Annotated in this window: 21 protein-coding genes; 9 read left to right on the plus strand and 12 right to left on the minus strand. The window is 50.0% G+C overall.

Annotation, left to right across the window (positions count from 1 at the left end):
• The first annotated feature begins 94 nt into the window (after positions 1-94).
• Positions 95-1,615, plus strand: a complete 1,521-nt coding sequence (locus tag I0P70_RS01480; RefSeq protein ID WP_196114434.1) for a sigma 54-interacting transcriptional regulator — start codon at positions 95-97, stop codon at positions 1,613-1,615.
• A gap of 104 nt (positions 1,616-1,719) precedes the next feature.
• Here I0P70_RS01480 and I0P70_RS01485 read toward each other — a convergent pair whose 3' ends face one another.
• The 8 genes from I0P70_RS01485 to I0P70_RS01520 all read right to left on the minus strand — a co-directional run bounded on the left by I0P70_RS01485 (position 1,720) and on the right by I0P70_RS01520 (position 8,793).
• Positions 1,720-2,010, minus strand: coding sequence for a hypothetical protein (locus I0P70_RS01485; RefSeq protein WP_196114435.1), 291 nt, complete (start codon positions 2,008-2,010; stop codon positions 1,720-1,722).
• A gap of 4 nt (positions 2,011-2,014) precedes the next feature.
• Entirely contained in the window at positions 2,015-2,845 is an 831-nt protein-coding gene (locus tag I0P70_RS01490) for a type II CAAX endopeptidase family protein (RefSeq protein WP_196114436.1), read from the minus strand.
• A gap of 82 nt (positions 2,846-2,927) precedes the next feature.
• The gene (locus I0P70_RS01495; protein ID WP_196114437.1) at positions 2,928-4,118 is read right to left on the minus strand and encodes an NRAMP family divalent metal transporter; all 1,191 of its coding nucleotides are present in this window, start codon (positions 4,116-4,118) and stop codon (positions 2,928-2,930) included.
• Positions 4,115-4,894 (minus strand): 5-oxoprolinase subunit PxpA, encoded by a 780-nt coding sequence (pxpA, locus tag I0P70_RS01500; protein ID WP_196114438.1) that lies wholly within the window; start codon positions 4,892-4,894, stop codon positions 4,115-4,117. Before pxpA ends, I0P70_RS01495 begins: the two co-directional genes overlap by 4 nt.
• On the minus strand, positions 4,891-5,898 hold the full coding sequence (locus I0P70_RS01505; RefSeq protein ID WP_196114439.1) for a biotin-dependent carboxyltransferase family protein: 1,008 nt from the start codon (positions 5,896-5,898) through the stop codon (positions 4,891-4,893). Before I0P70_RS01505 ends, pxpA begins: the two co-directional genes overlap by 4 nt.
• Positions 5,888-6,622, minus strand: a complete 735-nt coding sequence (gene pxpB, locus I0P70_RS01510; RefSeq protein ID WP_230391928.1) for a 5-oxoprolinase subunit PxpB — start codon at positions 6,620-6,622, stop codon at positions 5,888-5,890. The genes I0P70_RS01505 and pxpB overlap by 11 nt, the downstream gene beginning before the upstream one ends.
• 123 nt (positions 6,623-6,745) lie before the next feature.
• Positions 6,746-8,059, minus strand: coding sequence for a dicarboxylate/amino acid:cation symporter (locus tag I0P70_RS01515; RefSeq protein WP_196114440.1), 1,314 nt, complete (start codon positions 8,057-8,059; stop codon positions 6,746-6,748).
• Between the two features lie 272 nt (positions 8,060-8,331).
• Positions 8,332-8,793, minus strand: a complete 462-nt coding sequence (locus I0P70_RS01520) for a peptidylprolyl isomerase (RefSeq protein ID WP_196114441.1) — start codon at positions 8,791-8,793, stop codon at positions 8,332-8,334.
• A 194-nt stretch (positions 8,794-8,987) separates the two neighbouring features.
• Here I0P70_RS01520 and I0P70_RS01525 point away from each other — a divergent pair, with 194 nt between their 5' ends.
• Positions 8,988-9,617: a fasciclin domain-containing protein gene (locus I0P70_RS01525; RefSeq protein ID WP_196114442.1), complete on the plus strand. Its 630-nt coding sequence runs from the start codon at positions 8,988-8,990 to the stop codon at positions 9,615-9,617.
• Between the two features lie 2 nt (positions 9,618-9,619).
• Here I0P70_RS01525 and I0P70_RS01530 read toward each other — a convergent pair whose 3' ends face one another.
• From I0P70_RS01530 to I0P70_RS01540, 3 genes are all read right to left on the minus strand, one after another.
• Complete coding sequence (locus tag I0P70_RS01530) at positions 9,620-10,321, minus strand: SDR family oxidoreductase (protein WP_196114443.1); 702 nt, start codon at positions 10,319-10,321, stop codon at positions 9,620-9,622.
• 657 nt (positions 10,322-10,978) lie between these two features.
• Positions 10,979-11,902, minus strand: coding sequence for a ribosome small subunit-dependent GTPase A (gene rsgA, locus I0P70_RS01535; protein WP_196114444.1), 924 nt, complete (start codon positions 11,900-11,902; stop codon positions 10,979-10,981).
• A gap of 5 nt (positions 11,903-11,907) precedes the next feature.
• The gene (locus I0P70_RS01540; protein ID WP_196114445.1) at positions 11,908-13,149 is read right to left on the minus strand and encodes a 3-deoxy-D-manno-octulosonic acid transferase; all 1,242 of its coding nucleotides are present in this window, start codon (positions 13,147-13,149) and stop codon (positions 11,908-11,910) included.
• A gap of 260 nt (positions 13,150-13,409) precedes the next feature.
• Here I0P70_RS01540 and I0P70_RS01545 point away from each other — a divergent pair, with 260 nt between their 5' ends.
• The 7 genes from I0P70_RS01545 to I0P70_RS01575 all read left to right on the plus strand — a co-directional run bounded on the left by I0P70_RS01545 (position 13,410) and on the right by I0P70_RS01575 (position 18,000).
• Positions 13,410-14,045: a hypothetical protein gene (locus I0P70_RS01545; RefSeq protein WP_196114446.1), complete on the plus strand. Its 636-nt coding sequence runs from the start codon at positions 13,410-13,412 to the stop codon at positions 14,043-14,045.
• Complete coding sequence (locus tag I0P70_RS01550) at positions 14,029-15,087, plus strand: phosphoadenosine phosphosulfate reductase family protein (RefSeq protein ID WP_196114447.1); 1,059 nt, start codon at positions 14,029-14,031, stop codon at positions 15,085-15,087. The genes I0P70_RS01545 and I0P70_RS01550 overlap by 17 nt, the downstream gene beginning before the upstream one ends.
• Before the next feature lie 42 nt (positions 15,088-15,129).
• Complete coding sequence (locus I0P70_RS01555; RefSeq protein ID WP_196114448.1) at positions 15,130-15,768, plus strand: trimeric intracellular cation channel family protein; 639 nt, start codon at positions 15,130-15,132, stop codon at positions 15,766-15,768.
• A gap of 8 nt (positions 15,769-15,776) precedes the next feature.
• Positions 15,777-16,259, plus strand: a complete 483-nt coding sequence (locus I0P70_RS01560; protein ID WP_196114449.1) for a GNAT family N-acetyltransferase — start codon at positions 15,777-15,779, stop codon at positions 16,257-16,259.
• The gene (locus I0P70_RS01565) at positions 16,256-16,882 is read left to right on the plus strand and encodes a class I SAM-dependent methyltransferase (RefSeq protein ID WP_196114450.1); all 627 of its coding nucleotides are present in this window, start codon (positions 16,256-16,258) and stop codon (positions 16,880-16,882) included. The genes I0P70_RS01560 and I0P70_RS01565 overlap by 4 nt, the downstream gene beginning before the upstream one ends.
• Positions 16,883-16,922: 40 nt before the next feature.
• On the plus strand, positions 16,923-17,294 hold the full coding sequence (gene crcB / locus I0P70_RS01570) for a fluoride efflux transporter CrcB (RefSeq protein ID WP_196114451.1): 372 nt from the start codon (positions 16,923-16,925) through the stop codon (positions 17,292-17,294).
• Between the two features lie 85 nt (positions 17,295-17,379).
• Entirely contained in the window at positions 17,380-18,000 is a 621-nt protein-coding gene (locus tag I0P70_RS01575) for an HAD family hydrolase (protein WP_196114452.1), read from the plus strand.
• A gap of 65 nt (positions 18,001-18,065) precedes the next feature.
• On the opposite strand, the gene I0P70_RS01580 is transcribed toward I0P70_RS01575, so the two are convergent.
• Complete coding sequence (locus I0P70_RS01580) at positions 18,066-18,695, minus strand: peroxiredoxin (protein WP_196114453.1); 630 nt, start codon at positions 18,693-18,695, stop codon at positions 18,066-18,068.
• Positions 18,696-18,702 lie beyond the last annotated feature (7 nt).

Below are 18,702 nucleotides of genomic sequence, written 5' to 3' on the forward strand. Positions count from 1 at the left end.
TCAAGCAATTCCCCTCCTCGGAGGGGGTAGGGGTGGGTCTACACATAGAAGGTAAACTAACCATTAAGCAATTTAGCATTCAACAATAAAAAGAATGAACTACAAAGACATCCCAGCAGAAAACTTACTGAAAATAAAAACCCTTGGCCAGCTTCGTGCTGCCGGGTACGAACCGCAAACTGTAAAGCAGGAACTGCGTCGTAACCTGATCACCAAGCTGCAGTGCAAAGAAGAAGTGTTTCCGGGCATTTGGGGCTATGAAGAAACCGTGGTGCCGGACCTGCAGCGGGCTATCCTCTCGATGCATCACATCAACCTGCTCGGCTTGCGCGGACAGGCCAAGACGCGCATTGCCCGCCTGATGGTAGACCTGCTCGACGAGTACATACCTGTTGTCCAAGGCTCTGAGCTAAATGACGACCCACTGCAGCCGCTTTCGCGTTTTGCTAAGGATCAGGTGCACGAGCATGGCGATAATACGCCCATCGGCTGGATGCACCGCTCCGACAGGTATACCGAAAAGCTGGCTACTCCCGATGTGTCGGTAGCGGACCTGATCGGTGATGCTGACCCTATCAAAGCGGCTACACTGAAACTGCCCTACTCTGATGAAAGGGTGATCCATTTCGGCCTGATTCCGCGGTCGCACCGAGGCATCTTTGTCATCAACGAGCTACCCGATTTACAGGCCCGCATTCAGGTGGCTTTGTTCAACATCTTGCAGGAAGGCGACATCCAGATCCGAGGTTTTAAAGTCCGCCTGCCGCTCGATATCCAGTTTGTTTTCACAGCCAACCCCGAGGACTATACCAACCGTGGTTCCATCGTAACGCCGCTGAAAGACCGTATCGACTCGCAGATCATCACACATTATCCGAAGTCCATCGAGATCGGCAAGAAGATCACGAAGCAGGAAGCACATGTGAAAGAAGAGCAGGAAGAACTTGTTACCACCAACGACATCATCAGCGACCTGATAGAGCAAGTGGCTTTTGAGGCCCGTGAGAGTGAGTATGTTGATGCCAAGAGTGGTGTGTCGGCCCGTCTGACCATCTCCGCTTTCGAGAGTTTGCTGAGTGCTGCAGAGCGCCGGGCCTTGCTGAATGGTGAAAGCAGAACCTATGTGCGTCTGTCTGACTTCCTAAACACCATACCTGCTGTGACAGGTAAAGTGGAACTCGTGTACGAAGGCGAGCAGGAAGGCGCAGGACACGTAGCGCAAGTGCTGATGGGCAAGGCTATCCGCACCCAGTTCCTCCAGTACTTCCCCGATCCAGACAAAGCCAAAAAGTCAAAAGAAGGAAATCCTTATAAGAAAATAACAGATTGGTTTGGCGACGGTAACACAGTGGATATCCTGAATGATGCGCCTGCCTCGGAATACAAAAAAGCTTTGCAAGCTATACCTGGCCTGAGCGAACTAATAGAAAAACACCGCTCCGATGCAAAAGGCGAGGAGAAGCTGTTTATGATGGAGTTTGCCCTGCATGGTTTGGCAGAACACAGCCAGCTCAGCAAAAACCGCCTCAGCACCGGCCTGCAGTTCAAGGACCTACTCAGCGGTATGTTTACGATGCCGAGTTTTGGGGAGGAGGAAGACGAGGATGATTTTTAGGAGTTAAGCAAGGATAAGATAAGAAGGGAAAGCCAGAGGTAGTATTCGTACTGCTTCTGGCTTTTTTATGATAGGTATTGGGAGTTGTTTATACCTGAAAGCGCCTATACCTGAAGCAAGTCGGTGACAATAGTTTCCCATTCCTGCTGAAGAGAGATCTCTGGTCTTTTGCGGCCTGCCCGGCTATACCAATAGTCTGCATTCCAGGTATCACCCTCTTTGCGGTGTAGGTAAGCGTGAATCCAGGCGGCGGTTTTGTCTGGTAGATCTTGGATCAATACATGCGCTTTGTCCCAGTCGCCCTTTGCATCATGCCACAGCGCCTGCAGGTATACCGAAGCCTGTAGCGGAGGCGTGGGAGCGGACAGGCTGGCTTTGAAGGCGTCGAGGTTCATTTTTTTAATTTGACACCAAGGTTAATTGGATAGGTTTCCGTCGCTTCCAGGCAACTACAATCCCAAGCACAATAATCAACCTGAGTAAAGTGAAAATCACTTCCCCAGTCAGATCAAGACCAGCAGGATACGCTATGTTTGCCATTAGGTGTAGCAGGATAGCGCCCAGTATACTGCGGTGGGTGTGGTTGTATACCCACGTGAAGACAAAAGAAAGCATAATCAACTGGAAAGACCAGGACCAGAACTGATAGCTAAAGCCTTTGGCATGCTGAGACGTGCCTTCGATGAAGAATAGCGGCAGGTGCCAAAGTATCCAAAAGATACCTAGTAATAAACTGCCTGCAACAGCGCCGTATTTTTCCTGCAGGGGGTCCAGTACGTAACCACGCCAGCCCAGTTCTTCTGAAACTGGACCTGCGAATAGCATGATCAGCGCAAAAGTAAGTATGGCCGAAGGTGAGTCGAGGCCGCTGAACAAACTCGCAACCGGCGGCTGTGTGCCACCAAAGAAAGAGTAGATGTAATAACCTAGAAAGTAAATCGCCGGAAAGATAAGCAGAATGACCAGGTACCATACCCAACCAATTCGGCTGAAACTGAAAACCCGGTTCCAGAAGTTACGCTTCTCTGCTGCCTGACCATAACGCTGCACTAGGTAGATCGCTGCAAAGGATGGCCCAAAAGCGCCCAGGATAATAATAGGCAGCAGCAGATCGTCAGGAAGTGGCAGCGCCAGAATAGCGCCCCAGACTAACCACGAAAAGGCAAAACTCAAGGCAAAGAATCCCCAAATACTGGCGACTGCTGGTTTTGATGTAGGGAGGCGAGTCATTGTAGAAAGTTTAAGGTGAGAAAACTTTATACAATATAGGAAAATTTACATACGAGCCAAACAAAGTATAGCACTCTCAGGCCTAGATAAACAACGCTGGTAGCTGCTTCACCAAGGTATAGCCTCCCATCCAGGCCATCACCAGCACGACCAGTATTCCGAAGACCGTGAGCCACAGTGGGTGCTTATAACTGCCAATGACCTTGGTTTTGTGAGCAGCGATCAAAATAGTGCCGAGCGTAAGCGGTAGGATAAGGCCGTTGAGGGCGCCAGCCAGGATAAGCAGATGCACCGGACGGCCAATCGTGACGAAGATAGCGGTGGAGATGGCAATGAAGCCTATGATGAACCAGTTCTCGTTCCGCTCGATGCTCCGGTGGAAGGACTTGATGAAAGACACTGAAGTATAAGCCGAGCCGATCACAGAGGTAATAGCCGCTGACACCATCACAATGCCAAATAACTTATAGCCAACATTGCCAGCCGCCAACTGAAACACGGAGGCTGGCGGGTTGCTTTCGTCGAGTACGAGGCCTTCGCTCACCACTCCCAGTGCTGCCAAAAACAGGAAAATGCGAATGATGGAGGCTACCGTTATACCTGACACAGCACTGGTGTTTACCTCAGGCAGGGAAGCTTCGCCTTTCACGCCGGCATCGAGCAGACGGTGACCACCTGCAAATGTAATATAACCGCCTACTGTGCCACCTACGAGCGTGATGATCGAGATAAAATCAATCTGGTCAGGTATGAAAGTTTTGGTCACGGCCTCGGCCACTGGAGGTGCAGAGGTGATGGCCACATAGACGATCAGCAGGATCATCAACAGGCCCATAAACTGGGCAAAGCGGTCCATCACTTTTTTGGCTTCCCGCACCAGAAATATTCCGATGGCTATACCTGCCGCAATAATGGCCCCCAACTCCGGAGAAATTCCGAACAGCACGTTAAATCCCAATCCGGCCCCGCCTACGTTGCCGATGTTGAACGCAAAGCCACCGAGCACAATGAGCACCGCCACAGACAGACCCAGTCCAGGCAGCACCAGGTTGGCAATGTCCTGCGCCCGCTTCTCCGACACGGCAATCACGCGCCATACGTTGAGCTGCACCCCGATATCGAGGATAATAGAGGCCAGTATCACAAAGCCAAAACTGGCCGCAAGCGATTGCGTGAAAACGGTGGTCTGGGTGAGGAAGCCGGGTCCGACCGCAGATGTTGCCATCAGGAAAGCGGCACCGAGCAGGACGCTCCAGTTGCGTTTCTGCTTCATGGGCGCTGCACGGTTGGATAGGCAAGCGCTATACCTTCGCGCTGCAAAGTTTCTTGTATATGGCGGGCAAAAGACAGGGCATGCGGGCCGTCGCCGTGTATGCAAACCGTATCAGCCTGTATACCTATATCCACTCCCTGCTGCGACTGCACTTTACCCTCCTGTACCATGCGCAGCACCTGGTTTACGGCTTTGGTTGGGTCGGTGATCATTGCGTCGGGCTGTCGGCGGGAGGTGAGGGTGCCGTCCTGCTGGTAAGTACGATCCGCAAACACCTCGTTGGCAGCTCTCAGATTGAGTCGATTGGCAGCTTTTATCAGCTCACTTCCAGCCAGACCATAAAGCAGTGCCTCGGGCTTTACCTTGTACACGGCCTCTGCAATGGCCTCAGCCAGCTTCACATCGGTTGCAGCCATGTTGTAAAGAGCGCCGTGCGGTTTTACGTGGTGCAGGTTGCCGCCCTCCGCCTGCACGAAAGCCTGCAACGCTCCTATCTGGTAAATCACCATATCGTATACCTCTTCTGCTGAAACGGCCATATTGCGTCGCCCAAAGCCCACTAGGTCGGGCAGGCCGGGGTGGGCGCCGATGGCTACATTGTGCTGCAGACAAAGCTCCACGGTTTTGCGCATCACGCCAGGGTCGCCGGCATGGAAGCCACAGGCTATATTGGCCGAGGTTACATAGGGAAGTATTTGCTCGTCATTCCCTATACGATAGGCGCCAAAACTCTCGCCCAGGTCGCAGTTCAGGTCAACGGAGAGGGGTATGTTCATTTGCTGTGTTTTAGGTGGATGGCGTGTGCCAGCTGTGTCAGGTTCTGCTCCTGTCGGATGTAAAGCTGCTGGGCTTCTTCCAGCGATACTTCCTCAAACGCAATGGTCTGCCCCGGCGCAACCTGGGCTAATATAGGCAAATCGACGCTAACTACCTGCAGGATGCGCGGGTAACCGCCTGTAGTCTGGTGGTCGGCCATCAGCACAATTGGCTTGCCCTCAGGCGGCACCTGCACCGTGCCAAAAGTAACGGCACTCGAGATAAGCTCCGTCGCTTCGTTCAGGTATAGCGACACGCCCTGCAAGCGGTAGCCCATCCGGTTCGACTGGCTAGATACCTGAAAGCGCTCTTTCCAGATCTGCTCCTGGCTGGTGTCAGAAAAGAGCTCAAACTCGGGGCCTTTAATAGCCCGAAGGGTCGGGTTAGGCTTGTAATTGGGGTAAAACTGCGGGTCGGGTGTCCAGGTGGCGGCTAGGTAATCGTGGCCGTCTGTAGTGCCTGTTGCCTGTGAAAACAGCGCTATACCTGTAGCAGTAGGGCTGTTGCAAGGTATAAAGTCACCTGCCTGCAGTGCCCGTCCCTGATACCCGCCTATACCTGCCTGCAGGTAGGTGGCGTAGCTGCCCATTACTTGTGGTATATCAAAACCACCCGACACGGCCATATAAGCCCTGCAGCCGGATTGGGGCGCTCCAAAAGACAAAACGCTGCCGCTCTTCACAAAAAAAGGACGCCACAGACGCAACTTCTCTCCGTTAAGTTCAGCTGACAGATCAGCGCCAGTCAAAGCGATCAGTTGATCCTCTGTAAAGCGGATAGTAGGACCGAGGAGTGTTATCTCCAGCACGGCTTCGTGCTCCGGGTTGCCGGCCAGCATGTTGGCTACCCGGGAGGCGAAGGTATCCATGGCACCGCTTGTGATGATGCCTTCTTTCTGGTGTCTATACCTGCCCTTATCCTGCAGCGTGGTGAGCAAGCCTGGTTTTATGATCTCAAGCCCCATGCGATTTCTCCTTTCGCTGCCAGTACTCTTTTTCAGAAATAGCCACAAATTTTACCTGATCACCGGCCTGCAGCAGACTGGGCTGTTCCCGGTTAGGGTCAAAAAGCCGGAGTGGTGTACGGCCGATCAGTTGCCAGCCACCGGGCGTTTCGATGGGATAAACGCCCGTCTGACCGCCTGCTATACCTACCGATCCGGCAGGGATGCGTGGTCTGGGATTTTGCTTGCGGGGTGTAGCCAGCTTTTTCGCCATACCGCCCAGGTAGGGAAAGCCAGGTGCAAAGCCGATCATGTAAACCTGGTACTTGCCTCGTGTGTGGCTGGCGATGACTTCCTGCGGTGTGAGCTTGGTATGGCGAGCCACATACTCCAGGTCAGGGCCAAAGGAGCCATTATAGCACACCGGAATCTCCACTACACGGGGTTTGGTACCTTTGCCATTTTCTCGGGCCACTTTAAGCATGTGCTGCAGCTGCTCCGTCACGCGGGTGTAGGGGTTGTAGAAACCTCGCTCACTTGCCTGCCAGGGGTCATAGTACACCGTGACAGTGTTAAAAGCAGGCACCTGTTCTCTGAAACCAGTAAAAGGATGCCGGTCCAGATAGGAACTGAAGGCGCGCACCTTGGTGTGGGTGGCTTCATCGATGCTATCGCCGAACTGCACCGTAATGGCGCTGTCGCCAAGCGGGTATAGCCGGAATAGCTGCATGTCTTTCTGCTTCATGCCTACGCTGTTTAATGTGCCTTTGTATACCTGATGGAGTAAGGTATAGTTAACCAAGGTACATAAAAAAACACAAGACCGCGGGGTAGCAGCCTTGTGTTTAAAGCGGATGTTCTGAAATTGTTAGTCGTGCAAGCCGACGTCTTCCAGTGATGGCGGGTGCAACTGACCTTCTGTTTGGGCGATCACCATGGCTACTGTTGCATCGCCGGTTACGTTCACAGTAGTACGGAGCATATCCAGAATACGGTCAGGGGCCAGGATCAGGGCGATACCCTCGATCGGGATACCTGCCTGCTGCAGCACGATCACAAGCATCACCACACCGGCACCCGGCACGGCAGCTGCCCCAATGGAGGCCAGCGTCGCTGTCATCACAATGCCCAGCTGCGTCATCAAGTCGAGGTCCATGCCGTAGGCCTGCGCTATAAACACAGCAGCCACCGACTGGTAAAGACTGGTACCGTCCATGTTGATGGTAGCACCCAATGGCAGCACAAAGCTGGTGATCTCACGGTTGATGCCCAGTCGCTCCTCACAACGCTCCATGGTAACAGGCAGTGTGGCCGCGCTGGAGGAAGTGGAAAGCGCCAGCATCTGCGCCGGAAAAATACCTTTGAAGAAGTCTGTGTATTTGGTTTTGCCGATAGTGACTACCAGGGCAGGGTATACTAGCAGCATCATAATGCCAAGGCCTACAATCACCACCAGGCCATAGTAGCCCAGCACCAACAGGAGTTCAACGGCAGCGCCAGGATCATCGCCGGCAAAATCCACAACCAGTCCGGCCAGTAGGGCAAACACGCCATATGGAGCCGCCATCATGATGATGTCTACCATCTTGAGTATAACCAGATTGACGCCGTCGAAAAAGGCATTGATAGGGGCGGACTTATCTTTTGGAATCATAATAAGTGCGATGCCAAAAAGAAGTGCGAAGAAGATCACCTGCAGCATGCTGCTGTTGTTGGTCATCGCTCCGAAAATATTGTCAGGCACAATGTCGACCAGCGCCTGCAAAGGGCCCTGCTGCTCTACTGCGGCTGCATCGGATGAGCGCTGCTCGGTGGTAGCGGCAAACTGTGATTTGAACTCTTCCCGCTTTTCAGGTGAGAAAGCCTTGCCGGGCTCCACCAGGTTCACGATGACCAAGCCCAGCACTACCGCCACGATAGTGGTCATGATGTACATGCCGATGGTCTTGGTACCAATGCGTGAGAGCTTGCTCACATCACTCAAACTGGCCACCCCCGTTATCAGCGATACGAGTACCAATGGCACCGCAATCAGCTTGAGCAGGTTGATAAAGATAGTACCAAAGGGTTTGATAAAGTCGGCAGTGAATTCGATAAGGCCGAAGGAGCTGGCAGAGATTCCCCATGCTACCCCAAGGGCCATACCAATAAGAATCTGCCAGTGCAGGGCTAACTTCTTCATAAACAGGTTGGTGGCAGGCAATGTAAACGAGCCCACCCATGTTTGGTGTAAGGTTCAGATTAATGCGTGCAGGCAAAATATCAGGTATGGCGCTGCCATAGAGCCCGCTAAGTATGCCCACGTCAGGTAAAATTAAGCAAAATCCTTCAGAAACGGCCGGAATATCTCAATTCCAGAATTTAATGGGCAGCGGAGCCAGGTATAGCAGTTTTGTAAAAGAAAAAAACCGCAACTCGTGCGGTCTTTTGAGGTATGAAGATATGTGGTGGAGCTTATGCTTCCTCGTTCACAACAACCTTCTCAATTCTGTCATTGGCTCTGATCTGGTCGATCACGTCCACGCCTTCTACCACCTTGCCGAAGCAGGTATGGTTGCGGTCCAGGTGCGCCGTGTTTTTACGGCTGTGCACAATAAAGAACTGTGAGCCACCAGTGTTGCGGCCAGCATGCGCCATGCTCAACACGCCACGGTCATGGTACTGGTTCTCACCGGTCAGTTCACAATCGATTTTGTAGCCTGGGCCACCTGTGCCTGGTACGCCTTTAGCACCTTCGCGTGAGTTCGGGCAGCCACCCTGTATCACGAAGTCAGGAATAACGCGGTGAAAAGTAAGGCCATCGTAAAAGCCATCTTTGGCAAGCTTTATAAAGTTCTCTACCGTCTTAGGAGCGTCTTTTTCATAAAACTCTACTTTCATGACGCCTTTACCGGTATGGATTTCTGCAGTTCTCATAATTCTATTTGTTTGAAATAATGTAATACTAACAAGTACAAAAGTACGGAAAATATTTATTGACGGCCAGTCGACCAACCTCCCGATTTGGCTGAAGAGGCGACTGGCTTGGTATTTGCTAAAACTTGAAGCGCCTTAAAACAGTAATTGTACTATAGCGCGACCCCTGAATTAGACTAAAACCTGAGCCTACTATGAAAGCAAATTCCTACATATTAACCCTGTTTGGGCTCGCCATGTTGCTGCTTACTGCCTGTGATCAGCCCAAGGATACCCAAACCGGAAACGAAGCCGACCTACAGGAAAGCTCCAATGCCCTGCAGACGAATGGACCTGTTGAGCCACAAGCCAGCACTGCCCGCCAGATTCCAGGCGGCACCGAGGCTGCCCGTGTATCGGAGCGCAGTTTACTCGATAATGTAGCAGCCAACAGTGACCTGAATACTTTCAGCTCGCTTTTACGCACAGCCGGCGTTGCAAAAAGTCTGAGTGGCACGGGTCCCTATACCGTATTTGCCCCCACCGAGGCAGCCTTTCAGGCCTTGCCTGATAGTTTGCGCGATAATCTGAACAGTCCAGATCACCGGGAGATGCTACAGCAAGTGCTCAACAATCACATTATAGCAGGTAAGTTAACCACGAGCGACCTGCAGGACGGCGCCATCCTGAAAACAGCAGCAGGGCGGCAACTGAAAGTCACAAAGCGCAACAGCAACGTGCGCATTGACAGTGCTGTGATCGAGGATCCTGATGGAATGAGCAGCAATGGTGTGTTGCATACGATAGACAAGGTACTCGTGCCAGTAGAAGAAACTATCCTGTAAGCTTAGAACGGATTTGTAGCCCAGACAGCCATCTCAGGTATAAAGCCCCTGTCATCGAGCTCCAGTGCTCCTTTGATCGCCCGCGCAATCTCACGACCGCGTAGTTTGTTTGGCTGGCTGTCGCGTTCTTCCCGTTCTTCACGCCCAAATGCAGTGGTAACCTCGCTCGGATTTAGCAACATGACGCGCACATTGTAGGGGCGCAGTTCCATCTGCCAGCACTGTGTCATGCCGCGTAAGGCAAACTTAGAAGAGGCGTATACTGTGCCACCGTCATAACCTTTGGTAGCGGCTGTAGAGCCAATGTTGATGATGTTGCCGTAGTTCTGTTTTTTGAAGATCTCAGCCGCCCGCTTGCCCATCATGGCCGCTCCAAACACATTGACGCTATAGATCTGCTGAAAGTCTTCCAGCGACACATCCTCAAGTCTTTTGGAGTAGCCGATGCCTGCATTGTTGATCAAGGCATCCAACCTGCCATACTCGTTCATAAAGGTTTTAAAAGTCTGCTTCACATCATCAGGATTCGCCACATCAGCTGTGATCGGCATGGCACCGAGTTCCCTAGCTGCTTTGTGCGTGCGTTTCTCATCACGTCCTGTAATGGCTACGTTTGCGCCGTGTTCAATGAGTAGTCTGGCTGTGGCATAGCCGATGCCGAGTGTGCCGCCTGTGATCAGGATATTCGCGTTTTCGATTTTCATAGTGGTAGAGGTGAGTTTTGATTTTGTAATAACGTGGGAGGGGTGGTTGTAGTTAAGGTTGTGCTTGCAGCAGGCTTTTTGCCTGTGCGGCGGGGTGGGTATGATGGTGTGGCGCGACCGTTCACGCTCGTGTCTACTATGATGGGGCCTATGGCCCAGGTCAAGGTATAGGTATAGCTGCTGCTTTTGCAGGTATAGCAACCTGATTTATTTCATAGCTTCGCCTGTGCGGCGGGCACTGTTTGCCCTGGCCGGGCGGGCCTTACTTTTTGTCTTGACACAAAAAGTAAGCAAAAAAGTCAAGACGCTCCAAACTCGCTGAACGCTCAAACAGTGGAGCGCCGAAAAGCGCACATGGCACTGTTGCTTGTTTCATTGTGAGCGTGCGAGTAAGTCTTGCTATACCTGCCAGTTGTGTGGTACAGTCACTACATCGTTTACAACTGACAAATGGCAACGGCAGAGAATCCTCTCTCAAGAGGGGCAGGGGATGACAATCGTTCACAGAATCCTGTCAATCCGTGGGGGTAGGGGCCCTCTTTAATCCTGAAAATCCTGATTCTGACAAACTATACCTGTGCACAATCCGAATAGGTTGCGACCTGTCCCTACACAACCATTCTCAAACTCCTCAACTCTCAAACTCCCAAACTGGATCTACTTTCTGTTATCTTCCCCATGCATGATGCTCAGATAGCTTTCATACCTGGTCAGGGCGATTTCATTTTTACGGACGGCTTCCACTACAGCGCAGCCGGGCTCGTTGAAGTGGGTGCAGTTGTTGAAGCGGCACTGGTTCAGGCGCTCGCGCATTTCGGGGAAAAAGTGGCCGAGCTCTTGTTTGGGAATGTCGACGATGCCGAGTTCTTTGATGCCGGGTGTGTCGATGATGAATGTTTCAGGGTCGATCTCGAACATCTCGGCGAAGGTGGTGGTGTGCACGCCTTTGTCGGAGAAGCCAGAGATTTCGGAGGTTTTCAGGTCGAGGTCCGGCACGATCAGGTTGATGAGCGTGGACTTGCCCACACCGGAGTGGCCGGAGAAGAGGGAAGTTTTGCCGTGCAGCAGCTCTTTGAGCTCGTCTATACCTTCGTTGGTATGCGCCGACACGGCCATCACCTTATAGCCAATGCGCTCATACAGGTAGGCGATCTGCCGCTGGTACTCCTGCATATCCTCGTCGTAGAGGTCGGTTTTGTTGTACACGATCACGGTAGGTATACCGTAAGCCTCAGCCGTTACCAGGAAGCGGTCGATAAAGCCGAAAGAGGTGCGCGGCGACACGAGCGTGGCGATGAGTAAAGCTTGGTCAAGGTTGGCGGCGATGATGTGGGCGTGCTCGGCCTTATGCGTGGATTTGCGGATGATGTAGTTTTCGCGGTCTTCGATTTTGTGAATCACAGCGGTGTCTTCGCCGGTGGTTTCCACGTCGAACTCCACACGGTCGCCCACAGCCAGCGGGTTGCTCACTTTCATGCCTTTGAGCTTGAACTTGCCGCGCAGACGGGCCCGGTGCAACTTGCCCTCCTCGTCACGCACCAAATACCACGACCCCGTCGATTTTACTACAACTCCTTTCATTCGTTTTATGTCAACAGCTGGCGCACGTCGGCCATGATTTTGGCCGTGGCACCCGCCTGTTCGTGTACGTAAGTTTTTTCTTTGTTGGTTATACCTTGGCGCAGCCCAGACGTGGTATGCACCCGCTCAAAAGCCTGCATCAGCTCCCCGGCATTGTTAATCGGGAAAGCACAACCCAGCGCCACCAAATCCTTCGCCTCCTGAAACTTATCGAATTTCGGCCCGAAGAACAGCGGCAGTCCAAAAACAGCCGCCTCCAGCGTGTTGTGCAGCCCTTTGCCAAAAGCCCCGCCAATGTAAGCATAAGTGCCGTAGCTGTAAAGCGACGAGAGCATGCCGATATTATCAATTACCAGCACGTTATACCTGTTTGCGTCCGCTTCCGTAGCCTGCGAAAAGCGCACAGCACCCTCGCCGAGCTGTTGCATAAGCTGAGCAATACCGCTTTCGTGAATTTCGTGCGGGGCAATGATGAACTGTATATCTTGTCTGTACCTTTGAATCAGCGGCAAGAGCACCTCAATATCTGCAGGCCAGCTACTGCCGATCATAAACACCGCCTTACCCTGCGCAAAAGCCTCCACCATCCGTATAGTTTTCACGCTGGCGGCCGTCTGCAGCACACGGTCAAAGCGGGTGTCACCGGCAATGCTGGCTTTGGCTATGCCTATACCTTGCAGGAGTTTCAGGGAAGTTTCGTTTTGGGTATAAATGTGCGTAAAGCGCTGCAGCATGCTGCGGTTGAAGTCACCATAGGGCTTGAAGAAAACCTGGTCAGGCCGGAATATGGCCGAAATAGACAGTACAGGTATAGCCCGCTCCTGCATAGCCTGCAGGTAATAGTGCCAGAACTCGTACTTCACAAACACCGCCAGTTTCGGCTTTACAATGTCCAGAAAGCGATTGGCATTGCTGTGGCTGTCAAGAGGCAGGTAGAAGATGTAATCGGCACCCGCGTAGTTTTTGCGCACCTCGTAGCCCGAAGGCGAGAAGAACGTAAGCACTACCTTATACCTTGGAAACGCCTCTCTGAACGCCTCGATCACAGGTCGCCCTTGCTCAAATTCCCCTAGCGACGCGCAATGAAACCACACCGTTGGCGCGGTGTTGCCCTGCAGTTGCTGCTGCATCCGTTCAAACTGCCCTGCACGCCCTTCCTGCATCAGCTTCGCCTTCTGGTGAAAAGGCGCTGCCACCGCAATAGCTGCTTGGTAAGCTTTCAGTCCGATGTCGTAGAGTAGTTTCAAATGTTATTTATGGCAATGACCTCACAGTGTCTCAAAGACCAGTGAGTGTCTTGGTGCTGATTTTACGATGCAAATATAGGGTATTCTAAAGCGATAGTGATGAAGAGGCTTTAGTTTGTGTCAGAGGTGAGAGATGCTTGCCAATTTAATTGGATATGGTATATTTGGTATGCTTAATATTAGTATGCTAGGTTGAGCAGACATACATCAGGTGTACAAGCGTATAATTACGCCTCCATAAAAGCTGTTAGTCATTAAAAATGGAACAAAAGACATTAAAATACTTAAGGATATTCATACCTGGAATGATAATATTACTAGGATCTTATCCGATTTTTCAATTTCATTTAGGAGAGGCTTTTGATATTAAAGGGCTAAATGTAACATATGTCAGCTTTCTATCAATACTACTTGGAGGGGTATACTACCAACTCAATATTCAAAGATTAATAACTAAACCATCCCACTTTTTAATTACTAAGAATATTCTAGATAAGCTGATTCTTGCTTATGGTAAGTCGGTTGATAAAGAGCAAAGGAAGAACTTAAAGTACAAAGATGCTTATATGACAACTTTTTATAGTGTAATAGACAATGATGAATCTCTAAAACGAAAAGGTGAAAATGTTCGGTTCAATGGGATATTCTGGACATCAACTGCAGACTCTGCTGTAATTTCTGTATTCTTCTATTACATCTACAAAAACTTGACTGATATTCCTCAATACGTAGTACTTCAACAAGTATTCTTTTTTGCTGCACTGATTTCCTTAGCTCTTCACATTATTTCAGTTATTAAACATATCAATTTATCTAACAAACAATTGAACCCAATAATCAACGATAAGAAGCTTTCTGGAGTACTTAAAACCAAATTTGATGAAATTTTGTACTAACTGTTTAACTCCAGTTCTTGCAAAGGATCAAAATTCGATCGAAATTATTAAGCAAGAGTATCTGAAAGATTATTGTCCTTGGTATCTGGGATACAGTGGAGGTAAAGATTCTTCAGCTCTATTAAAATTGGTAATTATAGCGTTATCACAAATTAATAGCTACCACAAAGATATAACTGTGATTTACTGTGATACGGGAGTTGAAAACCCTATAATAACCGATTATGTTTATCAGACTTTTGAAAGTTTGAAATTAGAGTGTACTGTATTGGGGTTACCAATAAGATATAGAATTGCGGTTCCTAATTTAGAAGATAGATTCTTTGTGAAAGTGATTGGTCGAGGTTATCCAACACCTACAAATATATTCAGATGGTGTACAGATAAACTAAGAATAAATCCAGTAAAGCAGATTATTGATAAGCACCCTAAAGCAACAGTATTATTAGGTATTCGCAATGGCGAAAGTGAGCAGCGTGACAGGACAATATCTAAGCACTCAAAATCAGAGTATTATTTAACTCAATCTGGATCGTCTAAAAATCAAATATTCAGCCCAATAATACATCATTCAATTAAAGATGTTTGGGCAACCTTAATGTTCAATGATTTCCCTCAGAGTATAGATGGGCAAAAACTTGGAAAGTTATATAAAGATGCAGGTTCAGAGTGTCCAGTTTATAGAGAACTGCCTGGTAAGTCCTGTGGTAGTAGTCGCTTTGGTTGTTGGACTTGTACAGTAGTAAGAAAAGATAAATCGATTTTTAAAATGATTGAGAATGGATATGCAGAGCTAACTCACCTGCATGAATTCAGGAATTGGATATCGGAGTTTAGAGATAATCAAGAATATCGATGTAAGCGGAGAAGAAATGGACAATTAGGTTTAGGCCCATTTACAATTCAAGGAAGGAAAATTATTTTAGATAAGTTACTAGAAGCCGAATCTAAATCAGGTGTAGTGCTAATTCAAGATGAAGAAATAAAAAGAATTAAAGAGTTATGGGAAATTGATTTGAACAACCCAAACTATATTGAATAAGTTACCTGCAAATAAATATTCCCGCACCAGACCCCACCCCCCTTGGAAGGACTCTTCATCACCGCCATCGACCTAACCGGAACCTTCGTTTTCGCGATAAGCGGCATCAGGCTGGCTTCGGGTAAGAACATTGATTGGTTTGGGGCCTATATCATTGGTCTGGTTACGGCTATTGGTGGGGGCACCACCCGAGATTTGCTGCTGGGCGTAACGCCTTTCTGGATGCTCAACGGTACCTACTTCCTTACAACCGGTGTCGCGCTTCTGGCGGCTTTGCTGTTCAAAGAAAGAATTTTCCGGTTGGGGAGTACGCTGTTTCTATTCGACGCCATCGGACTGGGGCTGTTTACGGTGGTGGGCATCAGCAAAAGCCTGGAGGCGCAACTGCCATTCTGGGTGGCGATTGTCATGGGGACTATCACAGGTTCCGTCGGTGGCCTTATCCGGGATGTGCTCTTAAACGAAGTGCCGCTCCTGCTGCGCCGCAATATTTATGCGCTGGCCTGTGTGGCGGGCGGACTCGTTTACTTTTTGTGCACACAGATTAACCTACCGACGAGCGTGACGGAATTGCTTGCTGCCTCTGTCGTGATACTGGTTCGGATAGTGGCCGAGAAGTTTAACATTCATTTGCCTGTGCTGAATCCTGTGAATCAGGATGAGGAGAAAATAACCAAATAACACACTGCATGTCTACTATGATCCGCCCCATACAACCATCCGACAACGAGCCATTGGCCACTTTGATCCGGCAGGTTTTCCGTGAGTTTAAGATAGACAAGCCCGGCACCGTGTATACCGACCCGACCACCGACTCTTTGTACGAGTTATTTCAGCAACCTGGCAGCGCCTACTTTGTGGCCGAAGAGAATAGCACCATCATAGGCGGCTGCGGCGTATACCCTACCGATGGCCTGCCAGAAGGCTGTGCTGAGTTGGTAAAGTTTTACCTTGCCGCAGAGGCCAGGGGTAAGGGGATAGGGCACCAACTGATGCAGCAGAGTATAGCAGCTGCCCGGGAGCTTGGCTATTCCCAGCTATACCTGGAGTCGTTCCCGGAGCTGGCCAAAGCCGTATCAATGTATGAGAAAGCAGGCTTCAGGCCCATTCCACATGCTTTAGGCAACTCTGGACACTACGCCTGCAATATTTGGATGCTGAAAGACCTATGACTGTAGAAGAAGCCTATAATAGTTGGGCCGCACAGTACGACACCAACAAGAACCGCACCCGCGATCTGGAAGCCGTGGCTTTGCGGGCTACATTGGCTGATGTTCCCTTTGAGGCATGCCTGGAAATAGGCTGCGGTACTGGCAAAAACACGGAGTGGCTGGTGCGCAAGGCCATGCATGTTACGGCGGTGGACCTGTCTTTCGAAATGCTGGAGCGGGCCAAAAAGAAAGTGAGCTCCAACAAAGTTGCGTTTCAACAAGCCGACATCACACAGCCCTGGCAATTCGCCACGCAGGTATACGACCTTGTTACCTTCAGCCTGGTGCTGGAACATATCTCACAACTGGATTTTATTTTTGATCAAACGGCAGCGGTCCTAAAGCCTGGAGGCTACGTCTACATAGGCGAACTGCATCCTTTCAAGCAATACACCGGCACCAAGGCCCGCTTCGACACAGAAGAAGGACGGCAGGAGGTGGCATGCTATACCCACCACGTATCGGAGTTTGTGCAGACGGCCAGACAGTACGACCTCAAACTGGTCGACTTGAACGAATATTTTGATGATAACGACCGCACCGGTATACCGCGCATTCTTACTATCCTTTTGCAGAAGGTATAGAAAACCCTACTTTTATGCTCTCAGAACCAGTCATTACTACATGAAGATACTTTTAGCCATAGGAGCAGGGAGCTTTATAGGGGGTGTCACACGTTACCTTCTCACCCTTTTTATCCAAAGCCGTGCTACTATTGCTTTCCCTTTCGGCACCTTGGGCGTTAACCTGATTGGCTGCTTTTTGATGGGCTTACTCTTTGCGCTGCTTTCCAAAAGCTCGGTGGGTCCTGAGTGGCGCCTTTTCTTGGTGACTGGCGTGTTGGGTGGTTTTACTACTTTCTCTGCTTTCTCGCTGGAGTCTGTTCACATGCTGCAGGCAGCGCAGTACGGACATGCGATAGCGTACATTCTGGCAAGTGTGCTGCTGGGCTTGCTGGCTACCTTCGCAGGTATAGGCCTGGTCAAGTTGTTGTAGGCACTGCGTTTGTAGAAGGCATAGCCCTGCCTGGCTGTTTTCCGTAAACCCCATACCTGCTCAACAGGTATAAACTCACCTTGGTATGACAGAAAACAAGCAAAACGAGATAAAAGTCGTGGTATTCGACCTGAACGGCACCTTCTATAGCAAGAGCTCCAAAGAAGAGTTCTTTAAGTTCATCAGCAAAAAGAAGCCACACAAACTGGCCTATTATTTCCAGATGATCTATTATAAGGTGCTTCTCAAGCTGCACCAGATCCGGATGACGGAGTTTAAAGAGAATTTCTTCAACTACCTCGACAACATACCTCCCAAACAGGTAGAACAATACGCCCGTGAGTTCTGGCAACAAGAGTTTCCCGATGAGTTCAATGAAGAAATAAAAGCTAAACTGGACAGGTATAAGCAGGAGGGTATTCAAGTTATCTGCGCCACCGGAGCATTGGAGGTATACGTGAAGCCTTTGTTCGAGCTATACCCGGTTGATCTGTTTTTCGGAACACAAACCAGGTATAACGGAGAAACTTATATAGTGGAGGGCAAAGCCTGCAAGGACGAAGAAAAGATCAAGCGCCTGGATAAGCACTTCAAAGGGAAGCCTTATAGAATTGTAGAAGCCTACTCTGACAATAAAGAAAACATACTGGACGAGGCCGATCGGGCCTGGCTTGTGAAGGATAGTGGAAAACTTATGCGCCTTTGACCTACTCCAAAACAAAAAGCCCCGGCTACTGCCAGGGCTTTTTTATGTTTAAAGCTGATTAAAGCTTAGTGCTTTGCAAGGTAGTTAGATACGCCTTCTTTTGTAGCGCTCATGGCTTCTTTGCCTTCAGACCAGTTGGCTGGGCAAACTTCGCCTTTCTCTTCGAAATACTGCAGGGCATCTACCATACGCAGGGCCTCGTCGATAGAACGGCCAAGCGGAAGGTCGTTAACTACCTGGTGACGAACTACGCCTTCTTTGTCGATCAGGAACAGACCGCGGTAAGCAACCGGCTCACCTACGAAGATAGCTTCGCCTTCCTCGTTGTAGTCGTAGTGACCAGCCAGCACGTCGAAGTTCTGAGCGATCGTCTTAGCAGCGTCAGCTACCAGCGGATACTCAACACCTTCGATACCACCTTGGTTACGTGGTGTGTTCAACCATGCGAAGTGAGAAAAATGCGTGTCGGTAGAGCAACCAACTACGGCTACGTTTTTACGATCGAACTCTTCCATTCTGTCCTGGAATGCGATGATCTCAGTAGGGCAAACGAAAGTGAAGTCCATTGGGTAGAAATAGAATACCACGTGCTTCTTGCCGATGTACTGGTCAAGTGAAAAGTTCTCTACGAATTCGCCGTTAACTACAGCTGTAGCTTTGAAAGAAGGTGCTTTTTTACCTACTAATACTGCCATTTTGTTG

Source organism: Pontibacter sp. FD36, assembly GCF_015686655.1.
GTDB lineage: Bacteria > Bacteroidota > Bacteroidia > Cytophagales > Hymenobacteraceae > Pontibacter.